The organism is Clostridium thermobutyricum DSM 4928 (assembly GCF_002050515.1).
GTDB lineage: Bacteria > Bacillota > Clostridia > Clostridiales > Clostridiaceae > Clostridium > Clostridium thermobutyricum.
In genome coordinates this window covers 1-20,754 of record NZ_LTAY01000042.1, presented here as the reverse complement: position 1 = coordinate 20,754, position 20,754 = coordinate 1, and the positions used below count along the sequence as shown (strand labels likewise).

The window sequence follows — 20,754 nt, the reverse complement described above, 5'->3', positions numbered from 1 at the left end:
GTGTTAATTATATATTTAAATATAATTTTAGCGTTTAAAAATACTTTTCTTTTTCTTATTAGTTAATTCTCTCCATCTTTTTTTTCTAATCATATTTTTTCTTTTCATAACAATAATTCTAATTATTATTAATATAAATATTATAATGAATATAACTATGCTTATAGCTAAAACAGGATTGTTTAAAAAGAATTCTTGTAAAGCTACCGATGGATTATAAACTCTATTTTTTCCACTTAAAATATTAACTTTGCCTAGTTCTGTACCATTTACAAGAACAGAGGCAGTAGTTATAACTTCTCCTTTAGTTAGTGATTTAGTTTTTATATTATTAGGTAAATCAAATTTTAATTTAGGTGATAATTCTTCATCTTCACCTTTAAGTTTAGTATATGTAAAATCATTTTCTAAAACTAAAGGAAGACTATTAGAATTAGTCAATTTAACTTCTTCAACAACATCACCTTTTGAATATATATTTATATTTTCAGAATTATCAAAACTGTAATCTAAAAGTTTTGCCATATCTTCAAAATTTTTATTTTTATCTTCAGCTTTTAGGAAAGATCCAACTAAAGTACGACCATCTTTCTTAGCTGCAATAGTGAAAGTATGTCTAGCAACATCAGTATAACCAGTTTTTCCAGCTATAGCATATTTATAATAATATTTTGATTCTTTATTTATAAGATAATTATGATTATTTACATATCTCTCAAATTTATCTAAATTACTTGGTGGAAGCTTTTTAGTTAATATACTAGAAATTCTTACAAAGTCATCATATTTTATAGCTGCTCTCAATATAAGAGATAAATCATAAGCTGTGGTTACATGATTAGGATTAGGCAATCCACTTGGATTTTTAAATACAGTATTTTTACAACCAAGTTCTTCAGCTTTTTTATTCATAAGCTTGGCAAAATTTTCAGTACTACCTGCAATATGTTCTGCTAAAGCTTCAGCACAATCATTACCAGATTCAAGTAATAATCCAGTTAAAAGTGTTTCAACAGAAAATTCTTCACCTTCTTTTAAACCAATAGAACTTCCTTCAGCAAAAGGAGGATTTTTACCTATCTTTACTATATCATGAAGATTTGAATTTTCTAAAACAACAAGTGCAGTCATAACCTTTGTAGTAGATGCAGGGAAATATTTTTTATCAGCATTTTTAGAATAGATTATTTGACCTGTGTCAGCATCTATAATTACTGCTGAATCTGCAATTATTGATGGAGCTTTAGTTTCTTTAGCATATGTAGTTATAGATGGTATAAGTAAACCTAGCAAAAATATGAAGCTAAGTGTTATAAAATAATTATAAAAATATTTTAGTTTTTTCATAAAATCTCCTTTGATAAAAAATATTACAGAAATATATTAACATATTTTTAACAAAAATTATATAAATATGGATAAACTTTAGACTAAAAGTGAATAATTTATATAAAAATAAGAAATTTTGATATTTTAATAGTATGTTGTACAATATGTATATAAATTTTAGAAAGGCTGGTGGCTAATTATGATAAAATTAACCAATTATGCTAAAACAGCTGGTTGAGCAGCAAAAATAGAGCCGGGTGCTCTTTCAAACATATTACAAAGCATTCCAAAGATGAATGATGAAAATTTATTAGTAGGAATAGACACTTCAGATGATGGAGCAGTATATAAATTAAGTGATGATATTGCACTTATACAAACTTTAGATTTCTTTACACCTGTAGTTGATGATCCTTATACTTTTGGTCAAATTGCAGCAGCAAATTCTTTAAGTGATGTTTATGCTATGGGAGGAGATCCAAAGGTAGCATTAAATATTGTATGTTTTCCAAATTGCTTAGATAAAAAAATTTTAGGAGAAATATTAAGAGGCGGAGCAGATAAAGTTTTAGAAGCTGGAGCTGTAGTAATTGGAGGGCATTCGGTTCAAGATGATGAACCTAAATATGGTCTTTCAGTTTCAGGAATAGTTCACCCTGATAAAATACTTAAAAATTGTGGTTCAAAGGAAGATGATGTACTTATTTTAACTAAACCACTTGGAACAGGAATAATAAATACAGCTGGAAAAGGTGAAATAGCTTCAAAAGAAGCTATGGAAGAAGGGATAAAGTGGATGGCTCTTTTAAATAAATATGCAGGAGAAGTAGTTAGAAAATATAATTTAACTGCATGTACAGATATAACTGGATTTGGACTTATGGGACATTTAAATGAAATGGCAGAAGGTTCAGATATGAGTTATGAAATTTATAAAGAATGTATTCCATATATAAAAGAAGCAAAAGAATATGCAAACATGGGATTAACACCAGTAGGTGCATATCAAAATAGAGAATATATAAAAGGAAAATACAATCTAGAAAATGTAGAAAAGTGGCTTGAAGATATTCTTTTTGATCCTCAAACATCAGGAGGACTTTTAGTTTCATGTAATGAAAAAGAAGGTTTAAATATAATGAATGAATTTAAAGAAAAGAATATAGAGGCTTGGATTATTGGAAGATGTGTTAAAAAAGGAAATTATAATATAATAGTTAAATAAATACACAATAAATTAAAATATTAATTAAAATATTATAATTTAAAAATCAGTATATTGTATAATACATTAAGAAACCTTTTAAAAAATTAGTTTGGATGTTATAATGTAAAATAATATGTTAACTTTTGTGTTAATATGTGAACAATTTTTTAGGGGGAATTGAAAATGTCTAAAAAAATAATAGGAGTAATAATTGCTGCAACACTTGCTGTATCGTTAGTAGCTTGTGGAGAAAAAAAAGAAGATAGTAATAATTCAGTTAATAATATAGAAAATTCAAGAAGTGTTGGAGATAATGCAAAAACGAAAAATTTACAAGGAGCTTGGGCCTCAAAAGAGTATACTTATAATTCATTTAAAGATGAAAGTGCTAAATTAACTACAAAAGTAGAAGATTTAAGTAAAGAATTTGGTTTAGATTATAAGAATGAAGAAAAAGTAGAAGATGTAGATGGGTTAACTGCTAATGTTAAATCTGTTTATTTAGATAATAAAAATCCAGAAGAAAACAAATTAGAAAGTATGCAGTTTTCAACTCAATATTTAGGGAAATCTCAAGAAGGTGGAAAGTTTATGCTTAAGGAATCATTAAAATTTAATGGTGAAAAAGCTATAAAAGAAGGAAACTTTAATTTAGGTGATACTTCATTAGCTAAATATGCAGCTATACTAACAGAAGAGCCAAATAGAGATTACTCAGAGTTAAATAAAAAAATAATGGATATAATCAAGAGCGACAGGCCTGAAGGAGTTATCGAAGATTCAGTTAATGGTCTTCACGAAGAACTTGCAGTTAGTAAAGATTATATAGTTTATACACTAACTACTAAAGAGTTTAAATTCCAAAAGGAGAGTAGCTCAGGAGTATAGCCTTTTAAAATAGGAGGAATCTAATGAGCAAAGAAAATGAAAACAAAGAATTAGAAAACTCAGTAGAAGAAGTTAAAGAAGAAGTTTCTAATGCTGAAGATACTAATAAAGAAAGTGTTAGTGAAAAAGACGATGTATTAGTAAAGGAATGTGAAGAGGAAATTATTATAGAGGATGAGGACAGAAATTTATCAGAAGAAGAAAATAAAGAATTAGATGATTTTGATAAAATAGATGATAATCCTTCATTCGGAAAAAGATTTTTCGCAAATATATTAGATCAAATAATTTTAGGATCAATTTCTTTACTAGTAATGGTTATATTTGGGTTAATAATTAGAATATTTGGTTATATGATAGCAATGCCAGTACCAATGTTTTTAGTTGCTTATATAGTTTTAAATATTTTATATGTTCCAGTTTTCGAACATAAAGGTGGAAGAACAATTGGAAAAAGAATATTAGCAATACGTTAATATTAGTAAGTAAGGAATAGGAGCTTTTTAATGGGCAGAAGAAGAGGAAAACCAGCAGAAATGATTGTGAAAATAGAAAAAACTGAGTTCCCATCAGTTGGAGTTTCACATTTTGAAGATAGAAAAATATATGTAAAAAATACATTTCCAGGTCAAGAGATAAAAGGTGTAGTTAAAAAAAGAAGAGAAGGATATAGAGAATTAAAACTTGTTGAAGTTTTAGAAAAAGCTGATTATGAAATAGAAGCTAAATGTCCTCACTTTGGACCTTGTGGAGGATGTTCTTCACAAAATTTAACTTATGAAAAACAATTAGAGCTTTTAAGCTCAGAAGTTTTAGACCTTTTTAAAGGAGCAGAAGTAACAACAGGAGAATATGAAGGTGTTACAGGAAGCTCAAAGCAATGGGAATATAGAAACAAAATGGAGTTTACTTTTGGAGATGAATTTAAAGGTGGAGAACTTTGCCTTGGAATGCATATGAAAGGTAAAAGCTTTGGAATATTAACAGTAAACAACTGTCAAATAGTAGATGAAGATTTCAGAAAAATAATAACTTCTACAGTAGATTACTTTAAAGATAAAAACTTAGATTATTATAGAGTAATGAAGAGAACTGGTTTCTTAAGACATCTAGTAATAAGAAAAGCAGAAAATACTGGTGAAATATTAGTAAACTTAGTAACTACAACACAAGAAGATTTTGATTTAACAGAATGGTGTGAAGTTATAAAAGGATTAGATTTTAAAGGAACTTTAGTTTCAGTATTACATACAGAAAATGATTCATTCTCTGATGCAGTAGTATGTGATAAACTAAATGTTTTATATGGAAGAGATTATATAATGGAAGATCTTTTAGGGTTAAAATTTAAAATTTCACCATTTTCATTCTTCCAAACTAATACTAAAGGAGCGGAAAGTCTTTATAGTATAGTTAGAGAATATATAGGAAATTCAGACAACAAAGTAGTATTTGATCTTTACTGTGGAACAGGAACAATAGGTCAAATAGTTGCTCCAAAAGCAAAAAAAGTTGTAGGAATTGAATTAATAGAAGAAGCAGTAGAAGCTGCAAAAGAAAATGCTAAATTAAATGGATTAGAAAATTGTACATTTATAGCTGGAGATGTTGCAGAAACAATAAAAACTGTAAAAGATAAACCAGATATAATAATACTAGACCCGCCAAGAAGTGGAGTACATCCAAAAGCAATGGAATATGTAATAAAATTCAATGCAAAAGAAATTATCTATGTTTCATGTAATCCTAAAACATTAGTAACAGACCTAAAGGTTTTAGAAGAAGCAGGATATAAAATAGAAAAAACTAGAGTTAAGGATATGTTCCCTAATACACCACATGGTGAGACTGTAGTTAAACTTTCAAAATAATTTTGTATTATAGTAAATAGAAGAGTTGAGCAAGGTGATTGCTTGGCTCTTTTTGGTTTATCTCTTAACTATAAAAGTTTGAGGATTAAAATTTTATTAGGAATTTTTTGGAGTTACTTTAGGAGTGATTTTGATGTGAATAAGAAAAGTCAAATTTTTTCGTAGAGTACAATAAACTATTTAAAAGAGATATAAAGTTTATAATAAATGTTTTAATATATTTTTATTTTATTTAATTTTCAGTGAATTAGGTAATATATAGAAAATATTTTGAATTCAATAAATAATTTAATACTTTAAAATTGGTATGATTGTTTAAATATTAAATTATTAAATATATTGTTTTAGAAATATAGTGTATGTTGGAATATAGTTTGAATACCAATATTATATTATGAAAAATTAATTTTAATTCGTAATTTTTATGGATAAAGTGAGATTTAAAATAAAGAAATTTTAGAAAAATTATAGAATAACTTAACAATAAGTTACACTAGATATTAGAATATGATTTTATATGCTAAAAATATTTAAAGAATTTCATGAAAATAATTGAATTATTTTAAAATGTTGAAAAAGATATATAAATATGTTTTAATTGTTAATGAAGTATTAATAGATATTAACAAAGAGAAAGGTATAATGGGAAAATGGGAAGAGATAAAATTAAAAAAATAATTAATAGTAAAATAACTATTGGAGTTATTTGTTTTTGTGTTGGAGGAGCTGTAATGGGTGGTGACTCTGAAGCACCAATAAAAGAATCAGCAGACTCTAAAGAGGTTGTTCAGCAAGAAGAGCAAGAAGGTAGTAGTAATAAACCAAGTCAAAAAGAAGATGTAATAAAGATGGAGTTAGGCAAAAAATACTCAATAAAAACTGATAGTGGCGAGTATAATATCTCTATAGATGGTATAAGATTCACAGATAAAAGAAATCAATTTTCAGAAAAGAAAGCAAAGCATGTAATGTTTTTAGATTATAGTTATGAGAATATAAGTAGTACTAATGAAGTATACATATTTAGTTCAAATTTTAAGATTATGGATAGTTCAGGAAATATTTTAGATTCATATCCGGTATCCGATGACAATAGAATAAGTAAGAAATTACCTATAGGAGGTAAATGTAAAGCTACAGATGCTTATGCCTTACCAGATAAAAGTGATACAGTGAAAGTATTATTTTATGATAATATGTTTATGAAACCAATTGGACAAGCAGAAATAAAAACAAATCTTTAAAATAAAAAATTATTATATAAAAAGTAAGAAATTAAAAAGCACTAATTTTTTAGTGCTTTTTCTATAAATTTATTAAAAACAAAAATTGGTAAATGGTAAATAATTGTTGTATATATTAGTATTTAGTGATGAGAGCTTTTAATTATATAGTTATAGAAAAATAAAAGAGGGAGTAGAGTTTGAATAAAGAAATCATAAAATAAGAAATAAACAGAGTAGAGGTAAAATAAATATTGGATTTTGTTGAAAATATCAATTTGTAAAGAAATTATTAACAATATAGATTAATTAAGGAAAATTTTATAAAATAAATAGGTTAAGAAAAATATTGAATTTTATAATTTAATTATTAAAAATAGGGGTAAATTTTAAGTATGCTTAAATTTATAATAATATATTGATAGGGGAATAAAAATGAACAAAAGAAAAATGATTGTGATTATTATAGGAATAATATCAATAACAATATGTGTAGGAATTATAGCACATGAAATAAGTCTTAATATAAGGCAGAAGAGAGCAATAGAAGCGGCAGAAAGAAAGGAAAGAATAGAAAGAGATAATCAAAATAAAATAACTCAGGATAATAATACAGAAAAAAATAATGCTACAACACAAAATGATAATGTAAATGAAGAGGATCAAAAAGGTTTTAGTGATCCTGAATTATATAGATTATTAAAATCATCAGGAGTAGATGAAATATGTTTTTTAAATATAATTAAACAAGGAGAAAAATATTCTTTTTTAGTAAAAACAATTGCAGATGATTATGAATTTGATGATGAAGCGAAGAGTTTTAAGAATACAATTGAATTGTATTGTGATGTAAAAAATATAAAAGTAGAAAATGCAGTTATAGAAACTCCAAATGAAGATTTAATAAAAGTATATATAGCTAATGAAAGTGGAAAACATTTAGAAGAATATAGATAATATACCTTTAGAGAATTTTAAATAGTATTATTTTTAATAGAAAATAGTATAATTGAATAAAAATATTATTAACTTTTTTTATTTTAAAATATTAATAAATATTAATATAAGAATTTAAAAGATTCAATAGGAAAATATGTATTGAAAGTTTATGAATGGTATAAATTTAAAAAATATTAAAGAAATGTAACTTTAAAATTTGAAATATATAACTATTCAACAGATGTTATAGTAAATATTTATTATTAAAATTTAAGGTGAGATTTTCTCACCTTTTTATTGTTTAAATCATAAAAGTTTATTTATGATATACTCCTAACTATTTTTGATAATTTACCTATAGCTTTCCTAAAAGTTAAGCAATCTTCATAGGCATAAGAAATACGCAAGGAATGATTTGTTTTAAAACTATAAATATTTCCTATATTCAATAATATATGTTCTTTAAGTGCTTCTTTAAATAATTTATCAATAGAAATATTATTTTTTAATGTTAACCAAATATAAAATCCACCTGAAGGAATATTCCAATTTCCTAAGTCTTTAAAGTATTCATTAAGAGATTCAATTGCATTGTCACGTCTAATTTTTAATTCTTTTCTTAGATAAGTTAAATGTTCGTCAAATAATCCACTTTCAAAAAATTCTGTTAAAACTAATTGTGAAAGTGAGCTAGCTCCATAGTCAAGTTGCATTTTTACATCTCCTAATCTTTCTATTATAGATTCAGGGCCAATTATCCATCCAATTCTAAGTCCAGGTGCAAGTGTTTTTGAAATTGTCCCAACATATAGAACCATTCCATTTACATCCATAGATTTAAGAGGAAGTGGTGGTTCTTCATCTATCCATAATTCTCTATAAGCACAGTCTTCTATTACAGGAAGTTGATGATTTTTACAAAACTCAAATAATTCTTTTCTTCTTTTAATTGTCATTGTAGTTCCAGTTGGATTTTGAAAGCTTGGAATTGTGTATAATAAGCAATTATATAAATTTCTATCTATTGTTTTTAATGAATTATTTATGTCCCAATATTTTATTCCTTCATTATCCATAGGAATTCCAGATAAATTAATTCCAGCAGATTGAAATACTTCTAGTGATTTTAAATATGAAGGGTCTTCTGTAAATACTGTAGAGCCTTTTTTTATCATAGATATTGATATAAGTTGTAATGCTTGTAATGAGCCAGAAGTTATAAGAATAGAAGAGGGATTAGCATTTATTCCTAATTTTTTTAATCTATTAGAAATTGCTATACGTAAATCTATTAAACCTAAAGGTTCTGTATAATTTAAAGAATAAGCTTTAGTTGATAATTTATTAAAGATTTTATTCATCATGTGATGGGGAAAAAGATTAGGAGAAAGTTCACCAGTTCCAAGACGAATATAATTTTTAAATTCTAACTTTGTAATAGTTTGTATAGTTGAATTATTAGATTTAAATAAACCTGATTTAACATATTTATTCCAATCTAAATTTTCTTTTGATATAAGTAATGACCAAGTGTTGCTTATTATTTTTGTACCACCTCCAAAACTACTTTCAATAATTCCAAGAGATACAAGTTCATCCATAGCACTAACTATAGTGCTTCTGTTAACTTCAAATAATTTTGAAAGTTCACGTTGAGAAGGTAAATAACTTCCAATAAGCCAGTGTCCATTAGAAATTTTATTACATATATATTCTACAATCTGAAGATAAATAGGCTTGTCTAAATTTTTATTAGGTTTCCAATCTATTATAACAATTTTATGTTTCTCTTTAGTTTTCATAATTAATCCTCCAAAAAATAAATTTGGTTGGGTTAAAAAGTAATGTTTGGTTGATTACTTTTTAAAAATAACTATTTATAATTATATCATGGCTAAATAAACAGAGAGTTAACAAAAAGAACTCTTATAAATTTGGTTGGTTACACAGGAGGAAAATAAATGGGAATTTTTTTAGAAGGATTTTTGATGGGATTTGCTTATATAGCACCTATAGGTATGGAAAATCTATTTCTTATAGATACTGCTCTAACTCAAAAGAGAAGAAGAGTCTGGTTAACAGTATTAATAGTTTTAATATTTGATATAAGTCTTTCATTAGCTTGTTTCTTTGGTATTGGAGTATTAATGGAAAAATCAAAGATTTTAGAAATGATAGTACTTTTAGTTGGAAGTATAATAGTTGCTTATATAGGAATAGGCTTATTTAAGCAAACAACATCAAAAGAAAAACAAAATGTAGATATTCCAATATTAAAAATTATAACAACAGCTTTTGTTGTTACATGGTTTAATCCACAAGCAATAATAGATGGAACAATGATGCTTGGTGCATTTAAAGCAACTTTATCACAAGTAGATTCATATAAATTTATTTTAGGAGTAAATATAGCATCTTGTGTTTGGTTTTTTGGGATGACTACATTAATCAATATTATAAAAGATAAATTTACATATAAGGCGCTTAATATTATAAATAAAGTTTGTGGAGTAATACTTGTATTCTATGCTATAAAATTATTTATAAACTTTATTATGATGATTCATTTTTAGAAATTTTATTTAGAGTATTAAAGATGAATCTTATATAAGATTAATTTAATGACTTTATAAATATTGAAAATATATAGACATATTGGTAAAATTTAAATAATAGAGAACTAAGGCAGTTTTTATATAAAACTGTCTAATATAATAATTAAGGGGAGTTTTTATGAAAAAAAAGGTATTAGTATTACTTATTGTAGCATCAATTGCAACAATGGTAGCTTGTGGGTCAAAAAGTCAAGAATCTGTTTCTAGTGGTAAACCACAAATTGAAAAAAATGAAGATTCTAATAAAGATGATAAAAAAGAAGAAACAGAGGTTGATAAGAATAAAGACGAAGATATAAATAAAGAAGATAAAAATGGAGAAGGAGATAATAAAGTAGAAGATACAACATCAGCTAATAGTTCTACAAAAATAAAAGGAACTTCAACTTTTAGAATATATAATGTTGATAGTAATAATTATAAATTAGACCAAATAGCAGCTTTTAAAACTGATGATTTAACAATAAAAGAAAATTTAGATAAAATAGCTTCAGAAGTTCAAAGAGTTCTTTTTCCTGAATTAAAATTAAAAGTTGAAGAGGTAAAAGATGGCATAGCAAAAGTTAATTTAACAAATGGAATAGATAAATGGACTGATTATATGCAAGGTTCAACAGGTGGAGAAGTAACACAAAAAATACTTATAGAAAACTTTCTACAAAAGAGCCATAAAGGAGAATGGATTAAAGGAGTTAAGTTCACTTTAGATGGTAAAGATATAAAAATGGATCATGTTCCTGATTTAGAAAATATAAATTATAGATAAATTAAGATATATTGTTTTGTAATCTGATAGTTAATAAATAGCTTTTTAAATAAAAAAATGATATCTAAAAATTATTTTAGATATCATTTTTTTAGACTTAAATTTTAATATTGTTTTATAAATAGCATAACTTAAAAACGGTGTTAATAAGGAGCTAATTATAGAACTAAATTTATAAGTAAGTTGTTTAGGGAAAAATCAATATAGTATTGAAATAACTTAAGTGAATAGTGTTAATAATATTTTTACGCAATTATTTTTTATAATTGCAAATTTGAAAGTTATATCTTTAGTTAATTTATATAGATATATTTATAATTTAATTATACAACATTATTCTTGAAAATGTTTACTTATGTTTTGTTTTAACAAATTCTTCAAATTTAAAATAGCATGTTATAATATAAAAAAGGGGAATTTGGGGGATTTTATGAAAAAATATTTTATAGCAGGAATTATATATATTTCTAGTATTTTTGTTGTTCGTGCTTATGATGAAACAAGATTTTTTATTAATTTAGAAAGTCCATATAAAAAAAATAATGTTTTAGTTGCTCAATACAATATAACTAATATGCCTTATTTAAATAATATTGGTTATAAAAATGAAAATTTATATGCAACAAAATATGTTTTTGAATTAAATAAAAATATGAAGTTAAAAGAAAATGTAATTTATTATAAAGATGAAATTTTAGGACTTAGTACAAAGATAGATGATAAATTATATGGGGAAGTATTTACTGTTTCAGGAAATCATAAAATAGAAAATAATGAACTTCTAAAATATAAAACAGAAACAGAATTAGAAAAAATAGATAATTTAAATGTAAAGGAAATGAAGGTTAAGGTTAATAAAGATAAAACGTTAAATTTTTTAGAGTCTAAAGATATTAATTATTCATTAGAATCATTTCAAAATAAAAATTTAGATGAGAATAGAGTAAAAGATAATACATATAGTGAAAGCGTGTTTTCAGAAACTTTAGATAAAATAATGAAAGAAGTTAGTAAAAATAAAGATGAGCTTAATAGCTTAAAAAATCCTATTAAAATAAAAAATTCAAAAGAAAATTTAATAATTATACAAATGATAGATTCACTTGGAAAATGGGAAAAATTCATAGTAGCAGATTTAGAGAAAAATAAATGCTATTTAAGTGATTATAAGGATTTAGAAGTTCCTTTTACGAATAGATTAAATACAAAAATAGATTATATTAAAGAAGCAATAAAAAAGGATAATTTTATATATCTTATATTTGAAAGTGGGAATATTTCTAAAATTGAAATAAAAGGAGACAAATTAATAGAAAATAATATTTATAAATCAAATAAAGATATGATGGATTGTACATTTATTGATGATTATATATATTTAATAAGTAGTGATAGTGTGATAGCTTTTAATATTAAAGAAGAAAAGGAAGAAGTAGTATTAAAAGATGATAGAAAAATTAATAATGGGTTTGAATTAAAATTTATTGATGATAAAAATATAATAATTAGAAATATAGATGGTGGCAAAAGTATTGTAGGAAAATTAGAAGGAGATAAAATAAATATTATTTCAGAAATTAAAAATACTTCTAAAAACGATTGGAATTATATTGATAATGAATGTTTGATAGTTGATAGTACAGAGAAGTTAAATGGATATTATAATGAAATTTTATATATTTATGATTTAAATAAATAGACATGCATAAGCATGTCTATTTTAATGTTTTCTATTTCTAATAAACTTGACTATTTCATACCACAATATAGAAACTAGAGATATACATATAACTAATATCATTTGAGGTAAGCTTAAAGCTGATAAATTTAAAACTTTTGATAAAGGAGTATATAAGATTATAAATAATCCTATTATAGTTCCAAAAGTAATTGACCACATAACTTTATCATTTTTAAATTTTTTTATTGATTTATAAATATATTCCTTACTTGAGCTATTTACTTGAACTAAAAGTAAGTTAGATATAATTATTATTGATAATCCCATTGAACGTGCTACTTCAATAGAGTTAATATTATTTTGTAAATATATATAGTAAGTGCTAAAAGAAGCTATAAAAAGAATTAAGCCTTGTATAATGCTCTTAAATAGTATTTGTAAAGAAAGAATATTTTCTTTAGGATTACGAGGCTTACGTTTTAAAATATCTTCTTCAGCTGGTTGTCTTTCTAATACAATAGAACAAGTTGGGTCTATAATAAGTTCTAATAATACTACATGAACAGGAAGAAGTAATAAGGAGTTAGAGCTAATTCCTAAAAGTGGTGCTAAAAGAGAAGCAAAAGCAATTGGGATATGAATAGTAAATATATAACCTATTGATTTTCTTATATTATCATAGATTCTTCTACCATCTTTTATAGTTTGGACAATAGTTGAGAAGTTATCATCTAAAAGGATTAAATCAGCAGCTTCTTTAGAAACTTCAGAGCCTCTTTTACCCATTGCAATTCCTATATCTGCATATTTTAAAGCTGGAGCATCATTAACTCCATCTCCTGTCATTGCAACTACATCACCATTGTCTTTAAATGCTTTTACTATTCTCATTTTATGAGATGGAATAACTCTTGAAAATATATTTGTATATTTAACTATTTCTCTAAGTTCTTCATCACTCAGTTTATCAATCATGTCACCAGTTACTATTGAATTATTATTAGAAAGCCCAATTTGATTAGCAATAGCACTTGCAGTAACTCCATTATCTCCTGTTATCATAACTACTTTAATTCCTGCATCTATACATTTTTTTATATCTTTTTTTATAGAAGGGCGAGGAGGGTCTTGAAGTCCTATAAGTCCTAAAAATTTTAAAGAGCAATCTTCTAATTCATTTGGAATATCATCTACAGAATCTAAAATCATTTCTCCAACAGCTATTACTCTTAAACCTTTTGAAGACATAGAAAATATTTTCTTTTTAATTAAATTAATTTCATTTGATTTTAAATTACAAATAGATAATATTTTTTCAGCTGAACCTTTTGCAGCAATAGTTATTTTCTCATTTTTAGACCATACATGTCCCATCATTTTTCTTTCATTAGTAAAAGAATATTCTTTTATTAGTGTTCCATCAAAAAGCTTGTCTTTATTAATATTATTTTTTTCGCAATAATTAAGCATAGCTTTTTCCATAGAGTCATATGGATTTGTTTCACAAGCCATACCCATAATATTTAAAAGATTATTTTTATTATTATCTAAAGACCATGTATCTGTTACAGTCATTTTATTCATAGTAATAGTTCCAGTTTTATCTACACATAAAACAGAAACTGCTCCTAAAGTTTCAATAGAATTAAGCTTTCTAACTAAAGATTTCTTTTTAGCTAAACGCCAAGCTCCCATTGATAAGAATACTGTTAAAATAACAGGAAATTCTTCTGGAATCATAGCCATAGCCAAAGTTATTCCTGATAAAATACTTTCTATAATTCTATCTTTTAAAGGAAGATTAAAAAGATTTATATAAGTTGCGATACAAACTAAAATAAATAAAATTAGAGCTATATAAGCACAAACTTTAATTAATTTATTAGTTTGTTTTTGAAGTGGAGTAGGGGAATCTGGAGCTTCAACAATATTAACTCCAATTTTTCCATATTCAGTTTCAGTACCTATTTTTTCTACTTTTACTATTCCAATTCCTTGAGTTACTAAAGTACCAGCATAACAATAATTTTTTTTAAAGTAATCGTCACTATTATCATTTAGAGTTTTCCAAACTCCTTCAGATTCACCTGTTAATGATGATTCATCAACACAAAGGTCATTAATTTTTAAAAGAAATCCATCAGCAGGGATTTTTACTCCTTCAGATATAATCATTAAATCATCTGGAACTAAATCTTCACTATTAATAACTGTTTCAATTCCATTTCTAATAACCGTAATATGTGGTGCAGATAGAGTTTTTAATGCATTTAAAGTTTTATCTGTTTTCCATTCTTGAAATACATCAATGCTAATTATAGCAACTATAAATACAATCATTATTATTCCATCTCTTGGTTCACCTAAGATAAAATAAATAGTTGAAGCTAATAATAAAAGTAAAAACATAGGTTCCTTTAAAACATCTATAATTTTATTTAAGAAGTTTTCTTCCTTTTTTGGAATGAGTATGTTTTTTCCATACTTATTTTGTAATTCTTTTGCTTTTTCATTTGTTAAGCCAACAAGCTCATTTGTACTTGTCATAAAAGTTACCTCCATTTTATTCTTAAACTTATAAGAATTTTTAATTGATAGCTTTATGGCACTGCAAAAATAAATTAAAATTATTATTTTAAACAAATAAAAAATACCTATAGAACAAATTACTGTCCCACAGGTATATAATATCCTGTTGCCAAAATTAAGGCCCGGCTCCCATAAATAAAAATTTATTGGCCTGATCAGTTTGTACTGTGAAGTTAAATGCAGCGCAAAAAGATTTATAAATTATAATATTCACATTTATTTAAAATAGATACTTATTTTAAGTGAAAAAGCAAAATAAAATTAAAAAAATCATATTATAATATTAATATAACTAATAAATTAGGAGGACTATATGGAAGAGATTTATTTTGGATTCTATAATTCACCAATAGGATTAATACAAATAGAAACAACAAAAACTCATTTAGTATCAATTGAAATTGTTGAAGAAACTAAAGAGGCTGAGAAATCAAAAGAAACTGCTGAAAAACCTGAAATTTTAAAAAAGGTTATAAAGGAGTTAGAAGAATACTTTTTAGGAAAAAGAAAAAAATTTAGTCTAGATTATATGCTTAATGGAACAGAATTTCAAAAGAAAGTTTGGAAAGCATTAACAGAGATACCTTATGGAGAAACTGTTTCATATAAAGACATAGCTTTAAAAATTGGAAATGAAAAGGCTTCTAGAGCTGTAGGAAACGCAAATAATAAAAATAAAATTTGCATAATAATACCTTGTCACAGAGTTTTAGGAAGTAATAAAGCCTTAGTTGGATATGCATATGGAATAGATAAGAAAAAATGGCTATTAGAGCATGAAAATAAATTTAAATAATAAGCGAAAAATTGTTTTTACATAATTAGTGATTATAAATAGTTGATAATTTTTTTTGTGAAAATTTTTTAGACATTATATAAATATAATATTAGTAGAATAAAAAGGAGCTATTTCTCTGATTAATAAATCATGAGAAATAGCTCCTTTTTATTAAAATGCAGATACTTTACCAGTTGCTAATAAATAAATTGCTAAAATTCCTAATATAACAATTATTATTGCAATTAAAATTTCATACCAAGCATCAAATAGTTTTTCTTTTCTTTCTTTTTTAGCCCATATAAAGAATATAAGCCCAATAGCAAATAATATACAATTTAGCAGTATATATTTAACTCCAGCAGCGTATAAAATCCAAACTGTATATATAACAGCGATAATTGAAATTATACAATCTTTTAATTTAAAGTTATTTTTACCTTCCGTAAAAGTTAACTTTAAAGAATACAAAGCACTTAAGAAATATGGAATTAATATAGCTGTAGAAGCTATTGTATATAAAACTTGATATCCACTATTAGAAAAATGTGAAAATAATAATAATATTTGAGTTACTATAGTTGTAAGCCATAAAGAAATACTAGGAGATTCAAATTTATTCTCTTTAGCTAATATTTTAGGCATAACACCGCTTTTAGCAGCAACATAAGGAAGTTCTGCAGTTATAACAGTCCATCCAAGTAATGCCCCTGTTAAAGCTATAATAAGTCCAATATTAATTATTATTGCACCCCATTTTCCAATAGCTGCTTGTAATATATAAGCTAATGATGGATTATGTAAGCTTGCAAGTTCAGGTCTTTTCATAACACCTAAAGCTAGTATAGTTATTAAGATATATATAGCAATTGCACTACTTAAACCAACAATAGTAGCTTTACCAACATCTTTTTGGCTTTTTGCTCTTCCAGAAACTACAACAGCTCCTTCAATACCAACAAAAGACCATAATGCAGCAATCATTGTACTTTTAACTTGAGTGAAAATACCACCTAAATGAGGATTTCCCCAAAACTCAAAAGTAAAGTTTTTTACATTAAAAAATACTATACAAACTATAATAAATAAGATTATAGGAAGTATTTTTGAAATAGTAACTATTGCATTAACTAAAACAGCTTCTTTAACTCCTTTTAAAACAAGAAAGTTTACAACCCATATTATTAATGATCCACCTATAATAGAAGGCCAATTGTTCCCATTTGGATTGAAAATATTGAAAAAATAAGATAAAGATCCAAATATTAAAGTAGCATAAGCTACATCTCCAAATATAGAACTAAGCCAATATATCCATGCCGAATTAAATCCAATATATTTTCCAAAACCTTCACTAGCGTAACTAAAAATTCCTCCAGTCAAGTCAGGTTTTTTACTAGAAAGCATTTGGTAAACAAAAGCCAATCCAAATACACCTATACCTGTAATTAACCATCCAATCATAATAGCAAATGGTCCCGCACCTTCAGCAAGTTGAGAAGGTAAGCTAAATACTCCTCCACCAATCATTGCTCCTATTATAAGAAATACAAGACCGAAAAAGCCTAATTTTTTTTCGTTGTTTTCCATTATAATTTTCTCCTTTGTAAAACATATTATATTTATTTTTTGTCATTTTATACACTTTTATTTGAAACATTATTATTAAGGATTTTGGGATAAATATTAGCCAAATAAATTATGTTCAATTATTTATAGCATTATTATATTAATTTTATAGCACGATTATATTGAGAATTTATAAATATACAAATGATTTGCATAAAAAAATAAAATATTTAGTATTTTGTATTTTTATATACGAATTTGGCAATAATCCTATATAAATATAATTTGTATTTTATAGGAGGAGAAAGATATTAGAATATTACATTTATTCAATTATTACTTAAATGATATAAATATAAATAAAGTGAAAGAACAAGGATTTGATGCAATTCAAATAAGCCCTATACAGCCATTAAAAGAAGAAGGACAAATACCTTGGTATTTGTTTTATCAACCTATAAATTTCTCCATAGGAAATCAATATGGAAGTAGGGAAGAGTTAATTAAATTGTGTAAGGAATCAAAAGAAAATAATATAAAGATAATAGTAGATGTAGTATTAAACCATGTGGCAGGAAAAGATACTGGAGAGCTTATTCCAAGTGAAAAAGTAGACAATGATATAAAGAGTAATATAGATTTTTTTAAAGAGAGTAGAAATATTATTAATTATGAAAATAGAGAAGAAGTAATAGATTTATGTATAGGACTTCCATGTTTAAGATTAGATAATTATCAATTACAAGATATAATTATAAAATTTTTAAATGAGTTGATAGATTGTGGAGTAGATGGTTTTAGATTTGATGCAGCAAAGCATATAAAATTACCATCTGAAGGAAGTGACTTTTGGATTAGAGTTTTAAATAAACTTAAAAGAAGAGATTTATTTAATTATGCTGAAGTTATATTTAGTTCAAAAGAGATTTTAGAAGAATACTCTAAATATGTAAAAGTGTTAACTGAAAGTGAAGCTTTAAATGAAGATATTAGTGTATCTTTTGTTGAAAGTCATGATAGTTATTTAGAATTTTGTTATACAAATAAAATTAGTAGTGAAGATATTCTAAAAGAATATAAAAAATTGTGTAGTAGAAGAAAAAATACTTTATTTTATGCAAGACCTTTTGATAACACTTGGCAAAGAGAAGAAATAAAAATAATACATCAAAAAAGAGAGTAACTTATAATGTTAGTTACTCTCTTTTAATGTATATATAACTTTTAGGTAATTGGCATATAAAAATTATTTTTTACGATTTGCTTTTTCTAATGCTTCATCCATTATTTCAATTCTTGATTTAACATTTCCTTGCATTTCAGGATAAAGTTCTTCCCAAGCTTTACGAGCATGTGGAGTAAAGTTTCTTGCTAAATCTTCTAATTCTTTTTGGAATTTTTCATCTTCAAGCATTGCTCTAGCACTTTCATCAGTTGGTCTAGCTCCAACTTCTTTAACTATTTTTCTAACCATGTTTGGATTATCAATCATCATACAAGGTTTTAAAAGGTTTTTGTTATATGGTTGATATTTTAATAATGTTTTAAAGAAGTTTCCTGAGAATATTTCTTCAAGAGATTTTTCTCTTATATTATCAACTGTAAAGTGAGCAAATACACATGGTTCTACATCACCAGATGCAGTAATGTGACAGTAGTAAGTTCCTGCTATACAACCACCAACATATGGTGAATCATTGAAGAAGTCTACTGTTAAGTAAGGTTTAGTATGTCTTATTTCACTAGTTCTTGCACCAAGTCTTAATCTTTGTTCTGGATTTAACATAAGTGAAGTATCTGGTTTTGAACCTATTGGCATAAACATGAAGTACCATCCAATGAATGCTCCTTTGTTAATTGCCATTTCAATAAATTCTTCTGATATAACAGTATCTATGTTAGGTGCACCTGTAGCTGATGAAATACCAAATGGTATTTTTCTAGCTTTAAGTTTGTCCATTCCTTCCATAACTTTATCAAAAACGCCATCTCCACGTCTAGCGTCAGTATCTTCTTTATATCCTTCAAGTGAGAACATTGGAAGAACGTTTTTAAGTTTTAATATTCTATCAGCAAATTCATCATTAAATAATGTACCATTTGAGAATGTTAAGAATTCTACATCAGGATATTTTTCGTAGATTTTCCACATGAAATCAACGAAGTAAGGTTCTCCACCAAGAACGAACATAAAATGTATTCCAAGATCTCTAGCCTGTGAAACTATGCTATCTACTTCTTCGAAAGTTAATTGTTTGCATTTATCCCAATCGTTAGCATAACAACCTACACATCTTAAATTACATTTCATAGAAGGACTTATTAAAAGTGCGAAAGGTACACGTCCTCCAGTTTTAGCGTAGAAATTATCTCTTTTTTCTCCGCCTTCCCACATTCCTTTAACAACGAAGTTTCTAAAGAAAGTTTTAACTATTTCAGGATCAGCTTCTTCTCCAACTCTCTTTAATATTTCTTTTACTGAAGGAATTTCATTATAGAAATGTTCCATCTTTTCAATATTTTCTCTGTCGTAAGGATTTCTTACTAATTTCTTAGCTATACTAATCATTTTTCCAACATTTTTTTCTGGATTTTTTTCTATGTAAGAAATTAGTTGTTCTAAAATTATTTTTTTCATAATTTTCACCTCATAATAAAATTTTTTTAATGTTAATTTTGGTGTATAAAATTTTTCTTCTCACAACATGTTATATCATATTTTTTTATAAACAAAAAATTGGATATACTATTAACAAAAAATAAAATCCTTTTAATGGATATAAAAGATTAAAATGTAAAGAAGAGAATAGACAATTAACAGATAGTGCTAGAATAAGTTACAAAAATATAGTTAAAATTTAAATGATATTAATATTTGTAGATAAGAGTGTGATTTAAATCATAAAACTATATATGATAAAGCATTAACAAAATATAGACATATACTAAAAGAAGGAATTGAATTATATTCATAAAATTAACAAAATGTGCATAAAGTAAATAATCAATTCTATAAATTCATTAAAAGGATATTTTTAGGAAAATATAAAATAGCTTGTATACAAAGTTAATTAAAAAAATAGAAAAAAAATATATTTAAAATTAATAAAAAATTAACTTAGAAAAAATAAATGAAATACAAAAGAGTAAGGTGGAATAATAATACAAAAAAACTGTTGAAAAAAATAATTATGTTATATAATTTGAATTAAAAAAGAAAATATATAAAAATAATTGCATTTATTTTATTAAAAACATAAAAGTAAAGGAAAACAATAAATGATTAAAGAATAGTATTG

16 protein-coding genes and 1 riboswitch are annotated in these 20,754 nt (G+C 25.2%); of the genes, 11 read left to right on the top strand and 5 right to left on the bottom strand.

The annotated features are described in order from the left end of the window. Window positions 1-27: 27 nt before the first annotated feature. Window positions 28-1,347 carry a D-alanyl-D-alanine carboxypeptidase family protein gene (locus CLTHE_RS08685; protein WP_080022910.1) on the bottom strand — a complete coding sequence of 440 codons (1,320 nt, stop codon included), beginning with the start codon at window positions 1,345-1,347 and terminating at the stop codon, window positions 28-30. Between the two features lie 181 nt (window positions 1,348-1,528). Between CLTHE_RS08685 and selD the strand changes: the two genes are divergently transcribed. The 6 genes from selD (at window position 1,529) to CLTHE_RS08655 (ending at window position 7,475) form a co-directional block, all read left to right on the top strand. Then, window positions 1,529-2,554, top strand: a complete 1,026-nt coding sequence (selD, locus tag CLTHE_RS08680) for a selenide, water dikinase SelD (RefSeq protein ID WP_080022909.1) — start codon at window positions 1,529-1,531, stop codon at window positions 2,552-2,554. A 165-nt stretch (window positions 2,555-2,719) separates the two neighbouring features. Then, complete coding sequence (locus tag CLTHE_RS08675; protein ID WP_080022908.1) at window positions 2,720-3,424, top strand: hypothetical protein; 705 nt, start codon at window positions 2,720-2,722, stop codon at window positions 3,422-3,424. Window positions 3,425-3,447: 23 nt separating this feature from the next. Beyond that, entirely contained in the window at window positions 3,448-3,900 is a 453-nt protein-coding gene (locus tag CLTHE_RS08670) for an RDD family protein (protein ID WP_080022907.1), read from the top strand. A 30-nt stretch (window positions 3,901-3,930) separates the two neighbouring features. Then, a complete protein-coding gene (rlmD, locus tag CLTHE_RS08665; RefSeq protein ID WP_080022906.1) occupies window positions 3,931-5,295 on the top strand; it encodes a 23S rRNA (uracil(1939)-C(5))-methyltransferase RlmD in 1,365 nt (454 codons plus the stop codon). A 650-nt stretch (window positions 5,296-5,945) separates the two neighbouring features. Continuing rightward, window positions 5,946-6,539, top strand: coding sequence for a DUF5067 domain-containing protein (locus CLTHE_RS08660; RefSeq protein WP_080022905.1), 594 nt, complete (start codon window positions 5,946-5,948; stop codon window positions 6,537-6,539). Window positions 6,540-6,953: 414 nt separating this feature from the next. Further along, complete coding sequence (locus CLTHE_RS08655; protein WP_080022904.1) at window positions 6,954-7,475, top strand: hypothetical protein; 522 nt, start codon at window positions 6,954-6,956, stop codon at window positions 7,473-7,475. Between the two features lie 302 nt (window positions 7,476-7,777). Here the strand turns inward: CLTHE_RS08655 and CLTHE_RS08650 are convergent, their stop codons facing one another. Beyond that, on the bottom strand, window positions 7,778-9,259 hold the full coding sequence (locus CLTHE_RS08650; RefSeq protein ID WP_143324048.1) for an aminotransferase-like domain-containing protein: 1,482 nt from the start codon (window positions 9,257-9,259) through the stop codon (window positions 7,778-7,780). 159 nt (window positions 9,260-9,418) lie between these two features. Here CLTHE_RS08650 and CLTHE_RS08645 point away from each other — a divergent pair, with 159 nt between their 5' ends. The 3 genes from CLTHE_RS08645 to CLTHE_RS08635 all read left to right on the top strand — a co-directional run bounded on the left by CLTHE_RS08645 (window position 9,419) and on the right by CLTHE_RS08635 (window position 12,537). Continuing rightward, window positions 9,419-10,030: a LysE/ArgO family amino acid transporter gene (locus tag CLTHE_RS08645; RefSeq protein WP_080022903.1), complete on the top strand. Its 612-nt coding sequence runs from the start codon at window positions 9,419-9,421 to the stop codon at window positions 10,028-10,030. A gap of 160 nt (window positions 10,031-10,190) precedes the next feature. Continuing rightward, window positions 10,191-10,838, top strand: coding sequence for a hypothetical protein (locus tag CLTHE_RS08640; protein WP_080022902.1), 648 nt, complete (start codon window positions 10,191-10,193; stop codon window positions 10,836-10,838). 430 nt (window positions 10,839-11,268) lie between these two features. Beyond that, on the top strand, window positions 11,269-12,537 hold the full coding sequence (locus CLTHE_RS08635) for a hypothetical protein (RefSeq protein WP_080022901.1): 1,269 nt from the start codon (window positions 11,269-11,271) through the stop codon (window positions 12,535-12,537). A 21-nt stretch (window positions 12,538-12,558) separates the two neighbouring features. Here CLTHE_RS08635 and CLTHE_RS08630 read toward each other — a convergent pair whose 3' ends face one another. Continuing rightward, window positions 12,559-15,066: a cation-translocating P-type ATPase gene (locus CLTHE_RS08630; protein WP_080022900.1), complete on the bottom strand. Its 2,508-nt coding sequence runs from the start codon at window positions 15,064-15,066 to the stop codon at window positions 12,559-12,561. 120 nt (window positions 15,067-15,186) lie between these two features. Next, window positions 15,187-15,277, bottom strand: a riboswitch (NiCo riboswitch). A gap of 144 nt (window positions 15,278-15,421) precedes the next feature. On the opposite strand from CLTHE_RS08630, the gene CLTHE_RS08625 reads away from it, so the two are divergent. Further along, window positions 15,422-15,904, top strand: coding sequence for a methylated-DNA--[protein]-cysteine S-methyltransferase (locus CLTHE_RS08625; protein ID WP_080022899.1), 483 nt, complete (start codon window positions 15,422-15,424; stop codon window positions 15,902-15,904). A 153-nt stretch (window positions 15,905-16,057) separates the two neighbouring features. Here CLTHE_RS08625 and CLTHE_RS08620 read toward each other — a convergent pair whose 3' ends face one another. Beyond that, window positions 16,058-17,476 carry a basic amino acid/polyamine antiporter gene (locus CLTHE_RS08620; protein ID WP_080022898.1) on the bottom strand — a complete coding sequence of 473 codons (1,419 nt, stop codon included), beginning with the start codon at window positions 17,474-17,476 and terminating at the stop codon, window positions 16,058-16,060. Between the two features lie 343 nt (window positions 17,477-17,819). On the opposite strand from CLTHE_RS08620, the gene CLTHE_RS08615 reads away from it, so the two are divergent. Beyond that, on the top strand, window positions 17,820-18,638 hold the full coding sequence (locus tag CLTHE_RS08615; RefSeq protein WP_158082695.1) for an alpha-amylase family glycosyl hydrolase: 819 nt from the start codon (window positions 17,820-17,822) through the stop codon (window positions 18,636-18,638). A gap of 63 nt (window positions 18,639-18,701) precedes the next feature. On the opposite strand, the gene CLTHE_RS08610 is transcribed toward CLTHE_RS08615, so the two are convergent. Then, entirely contained in the window at window positions 18,702-20,093 is a 1,392-nt protein-coding gene (locus CLTHE_RS08610) for a radical SAM protein (protein ID WP_002598453.1), read from the bottom strand. Between the last annotated feature and the right edge of the window lie 661 nt (window positions 20,094-20,754).

What these genes read in the sequence shown, in the direction of transcription:
- CLTHE_RS08685 (WP_080022910.1), bottom strand. Translation starts at nt 1,347, where the DNA reads ATGAAAAAACTAAAATATTTTTATAATTATTTTATAACACTTAGCTTC.
- CLTHE_RS08675 (WP_080022908.1), top strand. Translation starts at nt 2,720, where the DNA reads ATGTCTAAAAAAATAATAGGAGTAATAATTGCTGCAACACTTGCTGTA.
- CLTHE_RS08670 (WP_080022907.1), top strand. Translation starts at nt 3,448, where the DNA reads ATGAGCAAAGAAAATGAAAACAAAGAATTAGAAAACTCAGTAGAAGAA.
- rlmD (WP_080022906.1), top strand. Translation starts at nt 3,931, where the DNA reads ATGGGCAGAAGAAGAGGAAAACCAGCAGAAATGATTGTGAAAATAGAA.
- CLTHE_RS08660 (WP_080022905.1), top strand. Translation starts at nt 5,946, where the DNA reads ATGGGAAGAGATAAAATTAAAAAAATAATTAATAGTAAAATAACTATT.
- CLTHE_RS08655 (WP_080022904.1), top strand. Translation starts at nt 6,954, where the DNA reads ATGAACAAAAGAAAAATGATTGTGATTATTATAGGAATAATATCAATA.
- CLTHE_RS08650 (WP_143324048.1), bottom strand. Translation starts at nt 9,259, where the DNA reads ATGAAAACTAAAGAGAAACATAAAATTGTTATAATAGATTGGAAACCT.
- CLTHE_RS08645 (WP_080022903.1), top strand. Translation starts at nt 9,419, where the DNA reads ATGGGAATTTTTTTAGAAGGATTTTTGATGGGATTTGCTTATATAGCA.
- CLTHE_RS08640 (WP_080022902.1), top strand. Translation starts at nt 10,191, where the DNA reads ATGAAAAAAAAGGTATTAGTATTACTTATTGTAGCATCAATTGCAACA.
- CLTHE_RS08635 (WP_080022901.1), top strand. Translation starts at nt 11,269, where the DNA reads ATGAAAAAATATTTTATAGCAGGAATTATATATATTTCTAGTATTTTT.
- CLTHE_RS08630 (WP_080022900.1), bottom strand. Translation starts at nt 15,066, where the DNA reads ATGACAAGTACAAATGAGCTTGTTGGCTTAACAAATGAAAAAGCAAAA.
- CLTHE_RS08625 (WP_080022899.1), top strand. Translation starts at nt 15,422, where the DNA reads ATGGAAGAGATTTATTTTGGATTCTATAATTCACCAATAGGATTAATA.
- CLTHE_RS08620 (WP_080022898.1), bottom strand. Translation starts at nt 17,476, where the DNA reads ATGGAAAACAACGAAAAAAAATTAGGCTTTTTCGGTCTTGTATTTCTT.
- CLTHE_RS08610 (WP_002598453.1), bottom strand. Translation starts at nt 20,093, where the DNA reads ATGAAAAAAATAATTTTAGAACAACTAATTTCTTACATAGAAAAAAAT.